Origin of the sequence: Nitrosospira sp. Nsp13 (genome assembly GCF_900101945.1) — a bacterium.
In the GTDB taxonomy this organism is placed as follows: domain Bacteria; phylum Pseudomonadota; class Gammaproteobacteria; order Burkholderiales; family Nitrosomonadaceae; genus Nitrosospira; species Nitrosospira multiformis_D.
The window spans coordinates 87,625-107,298 of sequence record NZ_FMVD01000002.1; the positions used below are offsets into that span (position 1 = coordinate 87,625).

The window sequence follows — 19,674 nt, forward strand, 5'->3', positions numbered from 1 at the left end:
ATTTTTGATTTACCTTAACGGCATAGATGGCTTTTCTTGGAACTTTATCCCGGTCATGGTTTGTAAATTTCCGGTCCTGGTTTGCCGGTATACATGAGTACAGCGATCCATTCTCATCGCGGCTGGGTTGCGGTTTTCATCACCATATGCATCTGGACTGGCTTCATTCTTGTCACGCGTCATGGCGGCACAGGCACCCTTACCAGCTGGGATATCACGTCGCTGCGTTTTGGGGTTGGCGCGCTGATTGCGATCTTTTTTCTGCCACGAATAACACTGCCGCCGCTCAAGGTGATCATGCTGTTTTCCTTGTTTGGCGGCATTGGGTATGCAGTTGTCGTTTATGCCGCATTTCGCATGACACCCGCGGCGCATGCCTCGGTGTTGTTGCCTGGTGCATTGCCTTTCGAGACAGCCATCATTGCATGGTTATGGCTTGGGCAAAAACCATTAGGGCGGCAACGTACCGCGCTTGCCATTGTCTTTGCCGGCATCGTACTGACAGCCGCCGATTCATTCTCGCGCGGCCCGCAACTCACTGGTTCGCAAATTCTTGGCGACCTTCTTTTTCTTTGCGGTTCATCCTCATGGGCGGTTTTTACCCTGCTGCTTGGCCGCTATGCGATACAACCGCTTGCCGCGACGGTAGCCACCACGCTGGGTAGCGCCATTGTTTACCTGCCAGTCTGGTGGTTTTTTCTTCCCAGTACACTTGGGCAAGCTCCCGCTGGCGAAATTGCGCTTCAGGCAATCTATCAGGGTGTGCTGGTGGTCTTCATTGCGATGCTGTTCTATACCTTTGCGGTGCATCGTCTTGGCTCCCAAACGGTAGCATTGCTGATGGCTTTTGTGCCTGTCATATCGGCACTCGCCGCCGTGCCTCTTCTGGGCGAACCGCTATCCTTGCTCACGTTGGCGGGGTTGGGAGCCGTGACGGCAGGGGCTGTACTGGGAACACGGACGCCGTTAAGTAAAGATTAGGAACGTGAATGCAAGTAAACTAACATGCTTCGACAAAGGCATACCATGCCAAGTATGTGGTTGCATGAATACCAATCTTAAGGGTCTGAGCTTCGGATTTATGATTAATGCAAGAACCGCGATTGCTTACCGGTTTGCAAGCGCTACCTTTGAGATGAGCAGTCAATGCCAACGATGACAGACATTACGCTTTCTTCTATTTCCTCCGTCAACGCCTTGTCCGGCGTCGCGCCGCTAACCCTGCCTTCCGCATGGGCCGCGCAAGTCGAGTCGCAACTTTTCGCTGAAGAAAAGGTACTTGCCTGGCTGGAAACTGATCTTGATACGCAACTGCATTTTTCTTCCGGGCTGGTGATTGTGACCAATCGCGCCCTGTTGGCTAGTCCAGGGGCGGCTCAGGAAGGCGCGGCCTGGCGGAGGTGGGTTTTCCAGCCAGGGCTGAGACTGATTCATCACGATTATTCCGGCGTTGGCAGTCTCGAACTTGTTGACGCGGATTTACGGCTTGCCTGCTGGCGTTACACCCTCGGCGGCGACATTGCGGTCGCGCATCTGATCGAACATTTTACGGAGCAACTGGATTACCAGCTTACCGGAGAGCCGCCGCAGCCATCCGTGGATATTGTATGCCCCAGGTGCCAGAGAATACCTGACGCGCCGTTATTGCCAGGTGAAGAAGCGTGCGTGGCGTGCAGAAGAGAAATACATGTATCGCCCTCGACCTGGACGCTGTTTCGTTTATGGCGTTTTGCCAAACCTTATCAATGGCGGTTGCTCACGGGTTTTCTGTTGACGCTGGGCAGTACGGCGGCGACGCTGGTACCGCCTTACATGACCATGCCGCTGATGGATAACGTGCTGATTCCCTATCAGAACGGCAAACCGATCGATACCGCTCTCGTCACGTTTTATCTCACCGGTCTGCTCGGCGCCGCCTTCGTGGCGTGGGGATTGGGCTGGACGCGAACTTACATGCTGGCTCGGGTTTCTGAACGTATCGGCGCCGATCTGCGCACCGCAACCTACGAACATCTGCTCAAACTCTCGCATGCCTATTTCGGCGGCAAACGTACTGGCGACCTGATGGCGCGCATCGGCTCGGAAACCGATCGCCTCAACGTTTTTCTATCGCTGCATTTGCTGGATTTCGCTACCGATGTGCTGATGATGGTCATGACGATTATCATCCTGGTTTCGATCGATCCCTGGCTCGCGCTGGTAACCCTGATGCCGCTACCTGTCATCGCCTGGCTGATCCATCTGGTACGCGATAGGTTACGCACCGGGTTCGAAAAGGTTGATCGCGTCTGGGCCGAGGTCACCAGCGTGCTTGCCGATACCATTCCCGGCATACGTGTGGTCAAGGCGTTTGCTCAGGAGAAGCGCGAGGCGGCGCGCTTTCGCGCGGCGAACGACCGTAATCTGGAGGTTAACGACCGGGTCAACAAGGTCTGGTCAGTGTTCACGCCTACCGTGACCCTGCTGACCGAAGTCGGGTTGCTTGTGGTGTGGGTTTTCGGCATCTGGCAGGTATCGAAAGACCAAATTACGGTGGGTGTGCTCACCGCCTTTCTTGCCTATATCAGCCGTTTCTATCTGCGGCTCGATTCGATGAGCCGCATCGTCTCGTTTACGCAGAAAGCGGCGGCCGGCACCAAACGTATCTTCGAAATCCTTGATCACGTTTCCAGTGTTCCGGAGCCCGTACACCCCGTGCATCTGCCTGTCGTCAAAGGCCGTATCGAGTTATGCGGCGTCGGGTTCCGCTACGGCACCCGCAGTGTGACGCGTGACATCAGCATCACCATCGAGCCAGGTGAAATGATCGGCCTGGTAGGGCACAGCGGCTCGGGCAAGAGCACACTTGTCAATCTGATCTGCCGTTTCTACGATGTTACCGAAGGCGCGATTTTGCTGGATGGAGTAGACATTCGCTCGTTGCCGGTCGCCGAATATCGCAAGCACATCGGTCTGGTGCTCCAGGAACCTTTCCTGTTTTTTGGAACGATTGCCGAGAACATTGCATATGGCAAACTGGATGCGAAGCGGGAGGAGGTTGTTGCCGCGGCCCGTGCCGCCCATGCCCATGAGTTTATCCTGCGTCTGCCACACGGTTACGACTCTCTGGTCGGTGAGCGGGGGCAGGCACTCTCGGGAGGTGAGCGGCAGCGCATATCCATTGCTCGCGCACTGCTCATCGATCCCCGCATTCTGATCCTTGATGAAGCCACTTCTTCTGTTGACACAACCACCGAAAAAGAAATCCAGAGAGCGCTAGAAAATCTCGTGCGTGGACGCACAACTATCGCCATTGCTCACCGTCTTTCCACCTTACGCGACGCCAACCGGCTGATCGTGCTCGACCGTGGCAGCGTTATCGAAACCGGCAATCATGCTCAACTGATGGCACAGGAAGGTCATTATTACGGCCTCTATCAGGCGCAGGCGCGCAATGTCGATACCGAGGACGATTTGCGCAGACCGGATATTGATCGCAAAACCGAGGATGGACGAGAATGATTGACAGGCTGAATTACCGGCTGACCCGGAATGCCTTCGGACGGCTGGTGTTTACCGGAACGGATGGCGAAGCGCATGAGGGAGTCATTCCCGTGCGCGCGTTTCCGATCACTGCCCCGGATTATGGTATTGCGCTGATCGGCCAGCATGGTCATGAGCTGGCGTGGATTGACCGACTGTGCGATTTGCCGGATGGGTTGCGTACGCTAGTCGAAACCGAGCTGGCTAGCCGCGAGTTCATTCCCGAAATCAGGCATATTCACGATGTATCGAGTTTTGTCACGCCAAGTACCTGGCAGGTGGAAACGGATCGGGGCAAAACATCCTTTGTCCTCAAAGGTGAGGAAGACATCCGCCGGCTCACCCCGCCAGCCCTGCTGATTGCGGATAGCCACGGCATTCAGTTCCTGATTCGCGACCGTTTTGCGCTCGATTCTCGCAGTCGCAAGATTCTGGACCGATTTCTCTAGCAGCCCGTCGGACTAAAGTAAATCGGCTGCAAAAGCCGGGTGTATAAGCATCGGGCTGGTTCATACTTCACCGCTTTTTTCCGCACATAACAATTATTGGCTTCCAGAATCTGTCGTACCAGTCATCTTTTCGCGTTGATTCTTCCATTCGGGCAGACTGCCGGAATAGACCGCCTGCCCTATTCCTGCTTCATAACCGGCGTTAATTGATAGTAGTCGGATTGTTTGAAACAACCACCGCCTGGTCTTTTTCCTAGCGCCGGCTTGATCGATTATTGCCCTGTCTCCATCTGGAGACGGGAAATATTCATTATGTTTCAATTGGTTGATAATAATCTGATGATTTTTTGTCAAGGAACGACGACAGCTTCACGCTAATTTCATAAAACCATTTCATCCAATCGATTGTTTTATAAGATTAAATTTACCTGGCATGACGTATGCTTAGATTGTGTCGATCTGCTCCCGTATATGGGTCAGCAAACTACAAGAAATCTATCATCAGAAATATTCAAATTTCTCAACAGCGTTTGCGACCTCAAAATAGTGAGTGGGTTTGTCAAAAACGATGTGCGGCAAAAGAGTCGGCTCATGCCTCGTACTGGATGAAATCCGTCGATGTGCTTTCAGAATAAATTTACTAAAGCTGTAAACCATTTGATGCCAACCGCGTTTAACCCAGTTTCAATCCGTGTCTTGCGCAATTTTATGCTGGCTCGTCCAAATACGAATACTGACCATGGGGTTGAAAGGGACATTAAATTTCTTGAGATACGGCATCTGAATGGGCCCAACATCTGGACCTGCCGCCCGGTACTTGAGGCAATCGTCGACATCGGCGAACTCGAAGACTTTCCATCCGACACCATTCCAGGGTTTTATGAGCGTTTATCTTCCTGGCTCCCCTCACTGATCGAACACCGCTGCAGCTATGGAGAACGGGGCGGCTTCCTGCGCCGGCTCAAGGAAGGTACCTGGCCAGGCCACATTCTCGAACACGTTACGCTTGAACTGCAAAACCTGGCTGGTATGTCCGGCGGTTTTGGCAGAGCTCGTGAAACTTCGCGGCGCGGCGTTTACAAGGTTACCGTTAGCGCCTGGCATGAGGGTATTGCGCGCAACGCCTTATTCGCGGCTCGTGAACTGGTACTGGCGGCGATGGAACACCAGCCACCCGGCAAGCCCTATGATGTCAAAGGTACGATTGAGCGCCTGCGCGATATGGTCGATTCGCTCTGGCTGGGGCCATCCACCGCATGCATCGTCGAGGCCGCCACCAGCCGCAACATTCCTTCAATCCGCCTTCTTGCCAAAGGCAATCTGGTACAGCTCGGCTATGGTGCGCGCAGCCAGCGTATCTGGACAGCCGAAACCGACCGCACACCGGCGATTGCGGAAAGCATCTCGCGTGACAAGGATCTGACCAAGTCATTGCTCCGGTCCTGCGGCGTTCCTGTTCCCGAGGGCCGCATTGTCGATAGCGGCGAAGATGCCTGGGAGGCCGCGCAGGATATCGGTTTGCCGGTCGTCATCAAGCCCTGCGACGGGAACCATGGGCGCGGTGTTTTCATTGAACTGACTACGCGCGAAGAGATTGAGCCGGCCTATCACGCAGCATTGGCACAGGGTAGCGGTGTTTTGGTTGAACGCTATGTTCCGGGTACCGAACATCGCTTGCTGGTTGTTGGCGGCCGGCTCATCGCCGCGAACCGGGGTGACTCGGTATCGGTTACCGGCGATGGCAAGTCAACCATCAGTGAGTTGATCGCCCATCAGATCAATTCTGATCCGCGCCGTGGAGCGACCGAAGATCACCCGCTCAACCTGATCAGCATAGATGGTGTAACTATCATGGAGATTGCCCGTCAGGGCTTTACCATCGACTCGGTACCACCGGCTGGGCTCGAAGTCCTGATTCAGCGTAACGGCAATCATGCTTTCGACGTCACTGACGAAGTACATTCGAGTATTGCCGCGGCCGCTTCACTTGCAGCCCGTATTATTGGACTGGATATTGCCGGCATTGATCTTGTTGCCAGAGATATCTCGCGGCCACTCACCGAGCAGGGCGGGGCCATTGTCGAAGTCAATGCCGGCCCCGGCCTGCTGATGCACATTAAGCCCGCTGTAGGTACCCCTCGTCCGGTGGGTAAAGCCATCGTCGATCATCTCTTCCCGGATGACAACGATGGCCGTATTCCTGTCGTGGGAATAACAGGCAGTTACGGTAAAACCACTGTAGCGCATCTTGTCGCACAGTTGCTTGCACTCACCGGCCGGCATACGGGGCTGGCTTGTGGCGACGGATTTTATTTCGACCACAGGCAGGTTTATAAGGGCAACCATGCCAACCGGAAGTCAGCCAATAATATTCTGATGAATCGCTCAATTGAAGCGGCGGTTTTTGAGAATAGCGGCGACGGTATTTTGGGTGAGGGTCTGGCCTACGATTGGTGTCAAGTCGGTATCGTTACCAATGTTGACATCAGCCGACATTATGGCCGCTACGATATCGAGACACCGAAACAGGTTTTCGATGTTCTGCGCACTCAGGTGGACGTAGTGCTGCCGGCGGGCGCAGCGGTACTCAACGCAAGAGAGCCGATGCTTGTCGAGATGGCTGCGCTGTGTAATGGCGAAGTGATTTACTTCAGTCTCGACCCTGAGCTGCCAGTCATCAATGCGCATCGTACAAGTGGTACGGAGAGTGTGGGGCAGGTACACAGCAACCGCGCCGTCATCGCTCGTGACGGAAACATTCTGCTCGTTACCGGCTCCAGTGAAATAACACTGGCCAGATTGGCTGACGTGCCAGTTACGCAAGGAGGGCATGCGACGCTGGAGATCGAGAATGTTCTGGCGGCGGTGGGCGCTACGTGGGCGCTTGGTATCGCGCCCGCTCTCATTCGTAATGGAATTGAGAGTTTCCCGGGCATTCAAGACAGAAAAAACCTTGCCGCCGAATCAATGCTCCCGAATGAATAAACCTGAATCTGGCACTTGAACGCTTACTTGTTAGTATAAATCTCTGATTTATAAAGAATATATTTTTTATTTGATGTCAAATTTTAGTCGAGTCCGTCCAACTACCGGATTCAGGATAAATAAAACAGGAGAGCTGTAATGGAAGTATCACGCATCCGTGCATTGCGCGGTCCCAATTTATGGAGCCGTCATACCGCTATAGAAGCCATTGTTTCTTGCGGAGAAACAGACTGCCATCCTGGCGAACTAGCGGGTTTCCTGGACCGGTTGCGGGAACGGTTTCCGGAAATCGATCTGCTCCGGCCGGCGTATCATCATGGTGCTTTGACTATGGCGCACGCGTTCGAATGCGCCACGCTTGGCCTGCAAGTGCAGGCCGGGTGCCCGGTGACCTTTAGCCACACCATGGAAACGCTGGAAACCGGCATTTATCAGGTTGTTGTTGAGTACAGCGAAGAAGCGGTAGGCAGGCTCGCCACCGAACTCTCACAAACCCTTTGCCGCGCGGCAGCCGAGGATATTGCCTTCGATCTGGCCGATGCAGTGTGCCGTCTGCGTGCATTGAATGAGGAAATACGACTCGGACCGAGCACGGGCGCGATTGTCAGTGCCGCTGTTGCACGCGGTATCCCCTTTCGCCGTCTGACTGACGGGAGTATGGTGCAATTTGGCTGGGGCAGTAAGCAGCGACGTATCCAGGCCGCTGAAACTGGCCTGACGGGGGCTGTCGCCGAGTCGATCGCGCAGGATAAGGAATTGACCCGAGCGTTGCTGGGTGCCGCCGGTATTCCTGTGCCATCAGGCCGGCCGGTAGCAAACGCGGAAGATGCCTGGGCCGCCGCTTGTGAAATCGGCGGGCCGGTGGTCGTCAAGCCGCAGGACGGCAATCAGGGAAAAGGCGTAGCCGTAAATCTTGTCAGCCGGGAGCAGGTGGAAGCGGCTTACGGGATAGCGGTAGAAATTAGCAGCGAAGTGCTGGTGGAGCGTTTCATTCCGGGACATGATTACCGCATGCTCGTTGTCGGCAATAAATTGATTGCGGCCGCGCGACGCGACCCGCCTGAGGTTATGGGTGATGGTACGCATAGCGTTAGACAGTTGGTGGAACAGCTCAATAGTGACCCGCGGCGCGGTGAAGGTCATGCGAACTCGCTGACCAAAATCCATTTCGACGAAATTACGCTTGCTCACCTGGCAACCGAAGGTCTGTCGGCGGAATCCGTACCGCCTGAGGGTACCCGTATTTTTCTCCGGAATAACGCTAACCTTTCGACTGGCGGAACGGCTACTGATGTGACAGACGATGTTCATTCCGAGTTGGCCAAGCGCGTGGAAGCAGCTGCCCAAATGATCGGCCTGGACATCTGCGGCATTGATGTTGTCTGCGATAGCGTGTCGAATCCGCTGGAAGAACAAGGCGCTGTCATCGAGATCAATGCTGCCCCGGGTCTCCGCATGCATTTGCAGCCTTCGTTCGGCAAGGGGCGTGCAGTGGGGGAAGCGATCATCGCCAACATGTTCAAGGATGGCGATGATGCGCGCATCCCGGTTGTTGCCGTGAGTGGTACCAATGGCAAGACCACCACCGTTCGCATGATCGCAAGTATCCTGGATTATCAAGGCCTGCGCGTGGGCATGACCAGCACCGATGGTGTTTACATTGATGGTCAGCGTATCGATACCGGCGATTGCAGCGGCCCGAAGAGCGCAAAAAAAGTGCTTCTCCATCCTGACGTCGACGCTGCGGTGTTCGAAACGGCGCGTGGTGGTTTATTGCGCGAAGGACTGGGTTTTGATCGTTGCAATGTGGCAGTGGTGACCAACATCGGCATGGGCGATCACTTGGGTCTCTCGTATATTAATACGGTGGAGGATTTGACCGCTGTCAAAAGAGTCATTGTGCAAAACGTAACACCAGGCACCGGTGTCGCCGTACTCAACGCAGCCGATCCCCTAGTGGCTGGCATGGCAGCCCATTGCCCTGGCTCAGTGACGTTTTTTGCCCGCAATCCCGAAAATCCGGTAATTGTCAAACACCGTGCACAAGGCAAGCGTGTCATCTATCTCGACGGCGATTCGATTGTTGCTTCGGACGCTGATGCCGAGCACCGCATCCCGCTGGGTGGGGTTCCTGTCACGCAGAATGGTACTATTGCGTTCCAGATCGATAATGCAATGGCTGCCGCGGGGGCGGGTTGGGCGCTTGGTCTGGATTGGGAGATCATCCGTGCCGGTTTGGCCGCTTTTGTCAGCAACATGCAAACCGCGCCAGGCCGTTTCAATCTCTTCAGTCACCGTGGTGCCACACTCATTGCCGACTATGGCCACAATGCCGATGCCATTCGGGCTCTCGTGCACGCCATCGATAGTATGCCAGCCAAGCGGCGCTCGGTTGTCATTAGCGGCGCTGGAGACCGGCGCGACGAGGACATCCGTCAACAAACCGAGATTCTCGGCGATGCTTTCGACGAGGTGGTGCTTTATCAGGACCAATGCCAGCGAGGCCGCGCCGATGGAGAAGTGCTTGGCCTGTTGCGGCAAGGTCTGGAGAACGCGAAACGCACGCGTGACGTCAAGGAAATCCGCGGTGAGTTCGTAGCCATCGATACCGCCTTTGCCAACCTGAAAGCGGGCGAGCTATGTCTTATTCTTGTCGATCAGGTGGAAGAGGCGCTTGGATACATCACGAAGCGGGTTTTCGCGGGTTGAATCTCTTTGGATCATAGGTAAGCTGACGAAGCATGAGTAATACCCGCCTCCTGGAGCGGAGTGGGTTATTTGATATAACAGTAACGCAGTAACCTTGATCCTGAATTCGGTAGTTGACGCAACTCTACCTCCAACTGCCGGATTTAGGTGAATTGCAATTTTCCGGGATTAAACATAAACTTAAAATAGATTGATTGTTGAACTTGCATGTTGTCATACTTGGTGTGATGTGCTAACTGAAAAAGGAGAGGGTCATGGCGGGAGACAGCATTTATCGAATAACAGAGATCGTCGGAACTAGCAAGGTATCCTGGGAGGATGCCGCCAAGAATGCTATCAAGGCTGCGTCAAAAACTTTGAGAGATTTGCGGGTTGCCGAAATAGTCAAACTTGATATGGTCATCGAGAATGGCAAGGTGACCGCGTATCGTGCAAGAGTGAATCTATCTTTCAAGTACGAAGCCAGTAGTAAAAAGTCCGACAAATAGTCCAATTCAATAAAAAAAGGCGCGTAATCCGCGCCTTTTTTATCCATGCTTCATATCTTGTCTTTACACAGCGGTGGCGGTTTCTTCCTCAAACTGAAGTTTCACCTTGTTATCGGCATCTATATCCACCGTCACTCTGCCGCCGTTGGCAAGACGTCCAAACAGCAATTCATCCGCCAGGGCGCTGCGTATGGTGTCCTGGATGAGCCGTGCCATGGGGCGGGCGCCCATGTGAGGATCAACGCCATTCCTGGCAAGATATTCTCTCAGCGCATCGGTGAATATCGCTTCCACCTTCTTTTCATGCAACTGCGTTTCAAGTTGCATCAGGAACTTGTCCACTACGCGCAGAATCACATCTCGATCCAGCGCAGCGAAGGAAATGATTGCATCCAGCCGGTTGCGGAACTCAGGCGTAAACATGCGTTTGATATCCGCCATTTCGTCACCCGCCTGCGCCGACTTGGTGAAGCCTATGGAGGCTTTACTAAGCGATTCCGCCCCGGCGTTGGTGGTCATGACAATGACCACGTTGCGGAAGTCCGCCTTGCGACCATTGTTATCCGTCAAGGTACCGTGATCCATCACTTGCAGCAGGATATTAAAAATATCCGGGTGGGCTTTTTCAATTTCATCCAGCAGCAATACCGAATAGGGTTGCTTGATGATGGCCTCGGTGAGCAGACCGCCCTGGTCAAATCCGACATATCCAGGCGGTGCGCCGATCAGGCGTGACACTGCATGCCGCTCCATGTATTCCGACATGTCGAAACGATGCAGATGAATGCCTAAGGCGTAGGCCAGTTGCCGTGCCACCTCGGTCTTGCCGACGCCGGTGGGGCCGGAGAAAAGGAACGAGCCGACCGGTTTTTGCGGGTTGCCCAGGCCGCTCCGCGCCATTTTGATTGCCGTCGTCAATGCATTAATGGCTTTGTCCTGGCCAAACACGACAGTTTTCAAGTCGCGATCCAGCGTTTTCAGGGTATTGCGGTCGTCGCTGGAGACATTCTGTGCCGGGATGCGCGCAATCCTGGCGATAATATTTTCGATCTCGTGCTTGCTGATCACCTTGCGCTGCTTTGATTTGGGCAGGATACGCTGTGCCGCGCCGGCTTCATCGATTACATCTATTGCCTTGTCCGGCAGGTGCCGGTCATTGATGAAGCGTGCCGCTAATTCCGCAGCGGTAGTGAGCGCGATTGCGGTATATTTGACGCCGTGATGGGCCTCGTAGCGGGCTTTCAGGCCCCGCAGGATGGCTACGGTCTCTTCCACGCTCGGCTCAGGCACGTCGATTTTCTGAAAACGGCGGGACAAGGCGTGATCCTTTTCAAAGATTCCCCGGTATTCGCTGTAAGTGGTGGCGCCGATGCATTTTAGCTGACCCGTATTAAGTATCGGCTTGAGGAGGTTGGAGGCGTCCAGCGTTCCTCCGGAAGCCGCGCCAGCGCCGATCAGGGTGTGAATCTCATCGATGAAAAGAATGGCATTGGAACTATCGAGCAATTGTTTCAACACTGCTTTCAAACGTTGCTCAAAGTCGCCGCGGTATTTGGTACCGGCTAGCAGCGCACCCATATCCAGCGCGTACACCTGATGATGCGCAAGCACATCGGGAACGTCATTTTCTATGATCCGGCGCGCCAGTCCCTCGGCGATAGCGGTTTTACCCACTCCCGCCTCACCCACTAACAGAGGATTGTTCTTGCGACGGCGGCACAGCGTCTGTATCAGGCGCTCCAGTTCCTTCTCGCGTCCGATCAAGGGATCGATTTTTCCCGCAAGAGCCTGGGTATTCAGATTCACGGCGTAACTTTCCAATGCGCCACCCGCGCCTAATTCCTGCTCGGCATCACCTTCAGTTTCGGTTTTGGCGCTACTGCCTTGCGGCACCTTGCTAATGCCATGCGAAATATAATTCACCACGTCGAGCCGCGTCACCCCCTTCTGGTGCAGAAAATAAACCGCGTGAGAATCTTTCTCGCCGAATATGGCCACCAGTACATTGGCGCCGGTGACCTCTTTCTTTCCAGAAGACTGGACATGCAGAATCGCGCGCTGGATGACCCGCTGAAAACCGAGCGTAGGCTGAGTGTCAACTTCACCGCTGCCGCTCACTGTCGGTGTATTCTCGGTAACATGCTCTGCCAGCAGCTTGCGCAAGTCATCGATGTCAACCGAACAAGCGCGCAGCACCTCGGCGGCGGTAGGATTGTCAAGCATGGCCAGCAACAAGTGCTCCACCGTGATGAATTCGTGGCGCTTCTGCCGAGACTCGACAAACGCCATATGTAAACTGACTTCCAGCTCTTGGGCAATCATTTCATGTCTCCTCCATCACGCATCTAAGCGGATGTTGATGCTGCCTTGCAAATGTGACCACCTGCTCAACCTTGGTGATAGCGACATCATTGGGATAAACCCCGCAGACTCCAGCACCGTCTATATGAACTTTGAGCATAATTTGTGTTGCCTGTTCTCGATTCATGGAAAAAAAAGTCTGCAACACAGTTATCACGAAATCCATCGGCGTGAAATCATCATTCAGCAATATTACTTTAAACATGGGTGGCGGCTTGAGTTTACTCTTTTTAGCCTCCAGGACAACATCCCCATGATCTCTCGTTGCCATATCATGACTTCCTATCTCGTTTGCTCATCAGTTAGTGCGTTACTCGTAACTATAACTGAATGTGCCTCCACTAACATATTTGATGATTACATCGAAATATTCAAGTACCTTGAGAAAATTTTTCTATTGCAATTCTATAAAATAAGTGAATGACTACTTGACTTGAACAACAGATTTGCGTAAAACGGCTCTTGGCGTTTGGCTTCAAGCTCTCTGCAGTACCGGTTACAGCCGTTTTGCGGTCTTGAAACTCAAACAGTGTTCGGGTTTCCGGCCCGGTTTTTTTATAGGAAGCAATAATGGCAACAGGTACAGTGAAATGGTTCAACGACTCCAAGGGTTTTGGTTTCATCACCCCGGATGATGGTAGCGAAGATTTATTTGCTCATTTCTCCGCAATCAATATGTCCGGGTTCAAAACTCTCAAGGAAGGTCAAAAAGTGAGTTTCGAAGTCACACAGGGTCCGAAGGGCAAGCAAGCATCAAACATTCAGTCTGCCTAGTGATCCACTGCTGGCGCGGTAAAACGGCGACCAGCTTGTAATTACAGGATTATACAAAACCCCTTGCCGTTAAAGCGGCAAGGGGTTTTTTTCAAGCATGCAATTACGAAGAGGATATCAGGTCATTCTGTTGATCAATGCCTCGCCGAATGCCGAACATGAGACTTTCTGGGCATCGGACATTTGGCGTGCAAAGTCGTAAGTCACCACGCTATCCTGGATGGTTCTCTCCATCGCGCGAACTATCAGATCAGCGGCCTCGCCCCAGCCTATGTGCCGTAGCATCATTTCCGCCGACAGGACGAGCGACCCCGGATTAACCTGATCCTTTCCCGCATATTTTGGCGCGGTGCCATGCGTTGCCTCGAATATCGCAATCGAGTCGCTGAGATTGGCGCCCGGCGCTATGCCGATGCCACCCACCTGCGCCGCCAAAGCATCGGAAACGTAGTCACCGTTCAGATTCAATGTGGCAATCACATCATATTCCTCCGGGCGCAACAAAATCTGTTGCAGAAAAGCGTCCGCGATGACATCTTTGATAACGATCCCGCCCTTGTCTTCGGGCAACTTCATCCATGGTCCACCGTCCAGCGGGATTGCTCCGAACTCCCTCGCTGCCAATGCATAGCCCCAATTCTTGAACGCACCTTCGGTGAATTTCATGATGTTGCCCTTATGCACCAACGTGACCGAGCGGCGCTTGTTATCTATCGCATACTGTATGGCCTTGCGCACCAGACGTTCGGTACCTTCACTGGATACCGGCTTGATGCCGATTCCCGACGTTTGTGGAAAGCGTATCTTGGTGACACCCATATCATTGATCAAAAAATTGATGACCTTTTTCACATCCTCCGACCCGGCTTCCCATTCAATACCCGCGTAAATGTCTTCCGAATTCTCGCGGAAAATCACCATATCGGTTTTTTCGGGATTCTTTAGCGGGCTTGGTACGCCCTGAAAGTAACGCACGGGGCGCAGGCACACATAGAGATCAAGTTGTTGGCGCAGGGCCACGTTAATGGAACGGATGCCGCCACCGACCGGTGTAGTCAGCGGTCCCTTGATGGAAACCACATACTCCCGTGCAGCCTCCAACGTCTCATCGGGCAGCCACACGTTTTCACCGTATACCTGGTTCGATTTCTCGCCGGCATAAATTTCCATCCAGGAAATCTTGCGCTTGCCGCCATAAGCCCGGCTTACCGCCGCATCCACGACTTTTTTCATCACGGGCGTAATATCTACGCCGATCCCGTCACCTTCGATGAACGGAATAACAGGGTTATCCGGCACACTCAAGGAAAAATCTTCATTGACCCGGATTTTTTCGCCTTCGGCCGGCGTCCTGATGTGCTGGTACATGGTGTCTCCCGATAATTAATAAAGAATGGTGCAAGGATTGCGCGAGCAAAAACATGCAAACCAGCCATTTTACTCGTGTTTTGGAGAGAAGCGCTAATGTGTGTTATGCATTGAACCCAGATAATCCATTAGGCGGCTCCGCGAGTCTACCCGAGTGCGATGGGCAGTTTGCGGCCATTTTCGCCGCCGTTTTTGCCACCAGCGCGGCGTCCATAGACCCAGCTATGGACTTCTCTCAACCGGCAAAACTGCCTCGCCAACATCTCGCGTCCTAATGGATTATCTGGGTTGAAATTTACCGCTTGAAAGATTGATATCCTCCATAACCGGGATGCGGCAAAGTGCGCGTGACGGGTACTGAAGTTTTTCGGCGGCTCTTCATCATTATTTCTTTCTGCCGGGTAGTGACGATAGAATACGGGCTGGGCGCCCTTGCTTCTTTTTTAGAATATGGAAGTCACTCAAGAGATTATGATCTGGAAGCCCAATGTCACGGTAGCGGCGGTGGTGGAGCAAGATGGAAAATACTTGCTGGTCGAGGAGCAAACCAGTAGCGGTGTATTGTTCAATCAGCCAGCGGGACACCTTGAGCCGGATGAATCCATCGTTCAGGGAGCGGTTCGGGAAACTCTGGAAGAAACCGGTTATACTTTTGTTCCGCAATGGGTGCTGGGAATTTACCGCTGGCACTCCCATGCCGACAACGTTACCTATCTGCGCTTTGCTTTTGCCGGTTCCGTCACTGACCATGATCCCGATCGTCCGCTGGATGCAGGAATATTGCGCGCAGGATGGTTTTGCGTCGATGAAATCCGCGAAATGACCGATCGTCACCGCAGTCCGCTGGTGATGAAGTGTGTCGAAGATCATTTGGCAGGTAAGCACTACTCTTTGGATATACTTACTCATTACGATTAAATCTGGATTTGCTGGAAGCAATGGGTAAACAACGTGTGGTGGTCGGCATGTCGGGCGGAGTGGATTCATCCGTCGCCGCGCTGTTATTGAAACAGCAAGGTTACGACGTCGTCGGTCTTTTCATGAAGAACTGGGAAGACGATGACACCAGTGAGTATTGTTCATCCCGGCAGGATTTGATCGATGCCGCCTCCGTAGCGGATATCATCGGAATTCCTCTGGAAGCGGTGAATTTCTCGGTGGAATACAAGGAGCGTGTATTCAATCAGTTTCTTGCCGAATACAAAGCCGGGCGAACGCCCAATCCGGATGTTCTGTGTAATGCCGAGATCAAGTTCAAGGCGTTTCTCGACCACGCGGTCGGGCTCGGCGCCGACCATATCGCTACCGGTCATTATGCGCAGGTACGCGAAATAGACGGTCTGTTCCAGTTGCTGAAAGGTGAGGATGGGACGAAGGACCAGAGTTACTTTCTCTATCGTTTGAACCAGCAGCAACTCTCCAGAACGCTATTTCCGATTGGCCATCTTTACAAACGCGATGTACGTAAAATCGCCAGGGATCACGAATTACCGAATTTTTCCAAGAAAGACAGCACTGGAATCTGTTTTATTGGGGAGAGGCCGTTCCGGGAATTTCTCAACCGTTACGTGCCGCATGAACCGGGAGAGATACAAACACCGGATGGCACCGTCATGGGGAAGCACGTCGGGCTGATGTATTACACCATTGGCCAGCGGCAGGGATTGGGCATCGGTGGGACAAGGGACGGCGATGGCGAGCCCTGGTTCGTTTCAGCCAAGGATATGGCACGGAATATCCTGACCGTGATCCAGGGCCATGATCACCCGGATTTATTCCGGCCCGCGCTCAATGCCAGTGACCTGACATGGATAAGCGGCCGCGAGCCGCATTGCAACTGGGTTTATGCCGCCAAGACCCGTTATCGCCAACCGGATGCCCCCTGTGCCATCGCGCATATCGGACAGGATCAATGCAAAATTGAATTTGCCCAGCCTCAATGGGCGGTGACGCCGGGACAATCAGTCGTCGTTTACGAGAGCAAGGTGTGTCTTGGAGGAGGAATCATCACGGATGAGTAATCCGTTTTCAGTTCCTGCTTTTCATTCCGCTTTTCATTCTCTTGGCGCCGTTTCCATGAATGGAGTCCGCTTTTCCAGCCTGCCGGAGAGTTCCGCGAGATTGGGTGACGTATTGCGCCATTCGATTTCGGAAAAGCGAAAAGCCAGATACCCCAGTGTGCAGCCCAGCGCGATGTCGGCCAGCGTGTAGGTATTGCCATCGCACCATTTTTTGTCATCCAGTTCCCGAGCAGCTGCTTCCAGGCCTTGAGTGACCTTTGTCAGCTGGCGCGAGATCCATTCCGCGCTTTGTTCGGTGTCAGGCCGTTTGCGTTCAAGGAATACGGCGGCGGCAGCGTCGCAGATGCCGTCCGCCAGCGCCTCCCAGCGTTTTACCATAATGCGCTGCCGGCTGGGCTCGGGAATCAGACGAGAGACGGGATTGACGCTGTCGAGATATTCGACTATTACACGTGAATCGAATAAAGAGGAGCCATCGTCCAGAATGAGTACCGGTATCTTTCCAAGGGGATTGTGATTCGGCACGTGACTACTCGCGTTCCATGGGCTATCCACTTCAAAATCATAACCAATGCGTTTTTCCGCCAGAACGATGCGCACCTTGCGCACGTAAGGACTGGTAAGTGATCCTATAAGCTTCATGACATCCCTTGGCGGCAATTTTATTCAGGTACGTATTATATCGGCTTTCCATACCGCATGGCGTAGCCGGGGTGCTATGTTAAAATGCGCCGGCAGGTGAAATTCAAGAGACTCATAGCGTTTAGCATTATGGTGCTAAACAGAAAAGTGAGTAGTCAATCGCCGCATTCAGGATAATATGAACTCGTCTTTTCTCACCGCACTTTCCCCCCTAGATGGACGCTATCACGGCAAAGTTGCGGATTTGCGACCTTATTTCAGTGAACTTGCACTGATTCAATACCGCGTTCAGTTGGAAATCGAATGGCTCAAGGCATTAAGCCATGCCTCCGCCATCGCTGAAGTACCGGCTTTTTCTGCCGGCACCATCGCGCAACTTGACAGTCTTGTAGCGAATTTTTCCGACGCCGACGGGGAAGCGGTCAAGCTGATCGAAGCCCGTACCAACCATGACGTAAAAGCCGTCGAATACTGGCTCAGGGAGCGCCTGGCCGAGAATGTCGAAATTGTGCGGGTTGCGGAATTCATCCATTTTGCCTGCACTTCGGAGGACATTAATAATCTCTCTCATGGATTGATGCTGGCGCACAGCCGTGACCGGGTGATGCTTCCGGCCTTGGAAAAGATCATCACCCAGCTTATCCGGATGGCGCATCAACTGTCTGATACGCCCATGCTTTCCCGTACGCATGGTCAGCCCGCCACCCCTACAACAGCAGGCAAAGAACTTGCCAATACCGCTTATCGTTTGCGACGTGGGCATGAACGGCTTGCCAAGGTGGCTATTCTTGGGAAAATTAATGGTGCGGTGGGTAATTACAACGCCCATTTAGCGGCTTATCCGGATTTTGGCTGGGAAAGATTCGCCCGGGATTTTGTGGAAAAACTTGGCCTGGAGTTTAATCCCTACACCACCCAGATTGAACCGCATGATGCCATGACCGAACTGTTTGATGCCTACGCCCGAATTAACACCATACTGCTGGACTTTAACCGTGACGTGTGGGGGTATATTTCATTAGGCTATTTCAAGCAGAAAACCCGGGAAGGCGAAGTGGGCTCATCCACCATGCCGCACAAGGTCAATCCGATCGATTTTGAAAACTCGGAAGGGAACCTGGGTATCGCCAATGCGCTGCTGCGGCATTTAAGCGAGAAGCTGCCCGTGTCTCGCTGGCAGCGCGATCTGACCGACTCCACCGTACTTCGCAACATGGGGGTGGCATTGGGACACACGTTGCTGGCCTATGACTCTTGCGGCAAAGGCCTGGGCAAGCTGGAAGTCAATCCGGAACGCTTGATGAAAGATCTGGAGGATGCCTGGGAGGTATTGGCGGAGCCGATCCAGACAGTGATGCGCCGCCATGGAGTGCGCAATTCTTACGAGCAGTTGAAAGAATTGACGCGTGGCAAGGATGGCATCAACAGGGATACCCTGCATAAATTCATTGATGGTCTTGCCATTCCCGAAGCCGAGAAAAGCCGCCTGCGGGAAATGACGCCGCAGAGCTACATCGGCAACGCAGCCATACTAGCCCGAAGAATCGGGAATTAGAGATTTCTGCCTCGTTGTTTATGTCCCGCAGACTTTTTTCAAGTGTTTCACGCTATCCGTATTGCGCTGGCATTATCGATACGACCAGGGTTGGCTGCCGAGCTGCAATCATGATCTTGAAATTGGAAAAACCATCCCGATATAGTTTAAATTGAAATGAGGAGAAACTATGGCAGATACACAACAACCTAATCCAGACCAGCCCGAATTGACCGTCACCACAGACCCAGTGAGTGCGGGGGCTAATGAAAACACGATAGCGGAACCGGCGGTGGAGACGATGCCGAGTCTGGAACAATTACTGAAGAAAGCCGAACTTGACGCGCAGGAACATCATGATGCGTGGCTGCGTGCCAAGGCGGATGCCGAGAATATACGGAAACGCGCCCAGATCGACGTTACCAATGCCCATAAATACGCCATTGAAAATTTCTCCACTGAGCTGCTGGCGGTAATGGATAGCCTGGAGGCGGCGCTTGCGGTGGAAAATGCGACGGTTGAGAATTTCAAAAGCGGCATGGAATTGACTCTCAAGCAACTCACCGCCATTTTCGATAGATTCAATATCAAGTTGATCAATCCGGCGGGTGAAAAATTTGATCCGCATCTGCATCAGGCCATGTGTATGGTGGATTCCAGCCTTGCTCCCAATACCGTCGTGCAGGTAATGCAAAAAGGCTACGTTTTGAATGACCGCGTAATCCGGCCGGCGCTGGTATCGGTTTCGAAGGCCAAATAGATTTCTGGACTTGAAATTCCGGCCTGAATCCCCATTTCACGCATTAACGATTATTCGGCAC

At 53.2% G+C, this 19,674-nt stretch carries 15 protein-coding genes; 11 read left to right on the plus strand and 4 right to left on the minus strand.

The window, feature by feature from the left end; genetic code table 11:
• Window positions 1-93: 93 nt before the first annotated feature.
• From BLO43_RS03925 to BLO43_RS03950, 6 genes are all read left to right on the plus strand, one after another.
• Window positions 94-981: a DMT family transporter gene (locus tag BLO43_RS03925; RefSeq protein ID WP_090905934.1), complete on the plus strand. Its 888-nt coding sequence runs from the start codon at window positions 94-96 to the stop codon at window positions 979-981.
• A gap of 174 nt (window positions 982-1,155) precedes the next feature.
• Window positions 1,156-3,501 carry a cyanophycin metabolism-associated ABC transporter gene (locus BLO43_RS03930; RefSeq protein WP_090906086.1) on the plus strand — a complete coding sequence of 782 codons (2,346 nt, stop codon included), beginning with the start codon at window positions 1,156-1,158 and terminating at the stop codon, window positions 3,499-3,501.
• Complete coding sequence (locus tag BLO43_RS03935) at window positions 3,498-3,971, plus strand: cyanophycin metabolism-associated DUF1854 family protein (protein ID WP_090905935.1); 474 nt, start codon at window positions 3,498-3,500, stop codon at window positions 3,969-3,971. Before BLO43_RS03930 ends, BLO43_RS03935 begins: the two co-directional genes overlap by 4 nt.
• Window positions 3,972-4,679: 708 nt before the next feature.
• Window positions 4,680-6,956, plus strand: coding sequence for a cyanophycin synthetase (gene cphA, locus BLO43_RS03940; protein ID WP_090906087.1), 2,277 nt, complete (start codon window positions 4,680-4,682; stop codon window positions 6,954-6,956).
• 138 nt (window positions 6,957-7,094) lie between these two features.
• A complete protein-coding gene (cphA, locus tag BLO43_RS03945; RefSeq protein WP_090905936.1) occupies window positions 7,095-9,665 on the plus strand; it encodes a cyanophycin synthetase in 2,571 nt (856 codons plus the stop codon).
• 254 nt (window positions 9,666-9,919) lie between these two features.
• Window positions 9,920-10,153: a dodecin family protein gene (locus BLO43_RS03950; RefSeq protein WP_074633969.1), complete on the plus strand. Its 234-nt coding sequence runs from the start codon at window positions 9,920-9,922 to the stop codon at window positions 10,151-10,153.
• Between the two features lie 63 nt (window positions 10,154-10,216).
• Here BLO43_RS03950 and clpA read toward each other — a convergent pair whose 3' ends face one another.
• Window positions 10,217-12,475 (minus strand): ATP-dependent Clp protease ATP-binding subunit ClpA, encoded by a 2,259-nt coding sequence (gene clpA, locus BLO43_RS03955; protein ID WP_090905937.1) that lies wholly within the window; start codon window positions 12,473-12,475, stop codon window positions 10,217-10,219.
• 1 nt (window position 12,476) lies between these two features.
• Window positions 12,477-12,785 (minus strand): ATP-dependent Clp protease adapter ClpS, encoded by a 309-nt coding sequence (clpS, locus tag BLO43_RS03960; protein ID WP_074633967.1) that lies wholly within the window; start codon window positions 12,783-12,785, stop codon window positions 12,477-12,479.
• A 299-nt stretch (window positions 12,786-13,084) separates the two neighbouring features.
• On the opposite strand from clpS, the gene BLO43_RS03965 reads away from it, so the two are divergent.
• The gene (locus BLO43_RS03965; protein WP_004174375.1) at window positions 13,085-13,288 is read left to right on the plus strand and encodes a cold-shock protein; all 204 of its coding nucleotides are present in this window, start codon (window positions 13,085-13,087) and stop codon (window positions 13,286-13,288) included.
• Between the two features lie 117 nt (window positions 13,289-13,405).
• Here BLO43_RS03965 and icd read toward each other — a convergent pair whose 3' ends face one another.
• A complete protein-coding gene (icd, locus tag BLO43_RS03970; protein ID WP_090905938.1) occupies window positions 13,406-14,656 on the minus strand; it encodes an NADP-dependent isocitrate dehydrogenase in 1,251 nt (416 codons plus the stop codon).
• 471 nt (window positions 14,657-15,127) lie between these two features.
• On the opposite strand from icd, the gene BLO43_RS03975 reads away from it, so the two are divergent.
• Both BLO43_RS03975 and mnmA read left to right on the plus strand, forming a co-directional pair.
• Window positions 15,128-15,574 carry an NUDIX hydrolase gene (locus tag BLO43_RS03975; protein ID WP_090905939.1) on the plus strand — a complete coding sequence of 149 codons (447 nt, stop codon included), beginning with the start codon at window positions 15,128-15,130 and terminating at the stop codon, window positions 15,572-15,574.
• 20 nt (window positions 15,575-15,594) lie between these two features.
• Complete coding sequence (mnmA, locus tag BLO43_RS03980) at window positions 15,595-16,677, plus strand: tRNA 2-thiouridine(34) synthase MnmA (protein ID WP_090905940.1); 1,083 nt, start codon at window positions 15,595-15,597, stop codon at window positions 16,675-16,677.
• A 33-nt stretch (window positions 16,678-16,710) separates the two neighbouring features.
• On the opposite strand, the gene BLO43_RS03985 is transcribed toward mnmA, so the two are convergent.
• Window positions 16,711-17,319 (minus strand): glutathione S-transferase, encoded by a 609-nt coding sequence (locus BLO43_RS03985; protein ID WP_090905941.1) that lies wholly within the window; start codon window positions 17,317-17,319, stop codon window positions 16,711-16,713.
• Window positions 17,320-17,497: 178 nt separating this feature from the next.
• Between BLO43_RS03985 and purB the strand changes: the two genes are divergently transcribed.
• Together purB and grpE are read left to right on the plus strand one after the other, a co-directional pair.
• The gene (gene purB, locus BLO43_RS03990) at window positions 17,498-18,874 is read left to right on the plus strand and encodes an adenylosuccinate lyase (RefSeq protein WP_090905942.1); all 1,377 of its coding nucleotides are present in this window, start codon (window positions 17,498-17,500) and stop codon (window positions 18,872-18,874) included.
• 169 nt (window positions 18,875-19,043) lie between these two features.
• Entirely contained in the window at window positions 19,044-19,613 is a 570-nt protein-coding gene (gene grpE, locus BLO43_RS03995; protein ID WP_074633961.1) for a nucleotide exchange factor GrpE, read from the plus strand.
• The last annotated feature ends 61 nt before the right edge of the window (window positions 19,614-19,674 follow it).

Excerpts from the sequence above, each read along its gene's own strand:
- BLO43_RS03925 (WP_090905934.1), top strand. The coding sequence starts at position 94 with ATGAGTACAGCGATCCATTCTCATCGCGGCTGGGTTGCGGTTTTCATC.
- BLO43_RS03930 (WP_090906086.1), top strand. The coding sequence starts at position 1,156 with ATGACAGACATTACGCTTTCTTCTATTTCCTCCGTCAACGCCTTGTCC.
- BLO43_RS03935 (WP_090905935.1), top strand. The coding sequence starts at position 3,498 with ATGATTGACAGGCTGAATTACCGGCTGACCCGGAATGCCTTCGGACGG.
- cphA (WP_090906087.1), top strand. The coding sequence starts at position 4,680 with ATGCTGGCTCGTCCAAATACGAATACTGACCATGGGGTTGAAAGGGAC.
- cphA (WP_090905936.1), top strand. The coding sequence starts at position 7,095 with ATGGAAGTATCACGCATCCGTGCATTGCGCGGTCCCAATTTATGGAGC.
- BLO43_RS03950 (WP_074633969.1), top strand. The coding sequence starts at position 9,920 with ATGGCGGGAGACAGCATTTATCGAATAACAGAGATCGTCGGAACTAGC.
- clpA (WP_090905937.1), bottom strand. The coding sequence starts at position 12,475 with ATGATTGCCCAAGAGCTGGAAGTCAGTTTACATATGGCGTTTGTCGAG.
- clpS (WP_074633967.1), bottom strand. The coding sequence starts at position 12,785 with ATGGCAACGAGAGATCATGGGGATGTTGTCCTGGAGGCTAAAAAGAGT.
- BLO43_RS03965 (WP_004174375.1), top strand. The coding sequence starts at position 13,085 with ATGGCAACAGGTACAGTGAAATGGTTCAACGACTCCAAGGGTTTTGGT.
- icd (WP_090905938.1), bottom strand. The coding sequence starts at position 14,656 with ATGTACCAGCACATCAGGACGCCGGCCGAAGGCGAAAAAATCCGGGTC.
- BLO43_RS03975 (WP_090905939.1), top strand. The coding sequence starts at position 15,128 with ATGATCTGGAAGCCCAATGTCACGGTAGCGGCGGTGGTGGAGCAAGAT.
- mnmA (WP_090905940.1), top strand. The coding sequence starts at position 15,595 with ATGGGTAAACAACGTGTGGTGGTCGGCATGTCGGGCGGAGTGGATTCA.
- BLO43_RS03985 (WP_090905941.1), bottom strand. The coding sequence starts at position 17,319 with ATGAAGCTTATAGGATCACTTACCAGTCCTTACGTGCGCAAGGTGCGC.
- purB (WP_090905942.1), top strand. The coding sequence starts at position 17,498 with ATGAACTCGTCTTTTCTCACCGCACTTTCCCCCCTAGATGGACGCTAT.
- grpE (WP_074633961.1), top strand. The coding sequence starts at position 19,044 with ATGGCAGATACACAACAACCTAATCCAGACCAGCCCGAATTGACCGTC.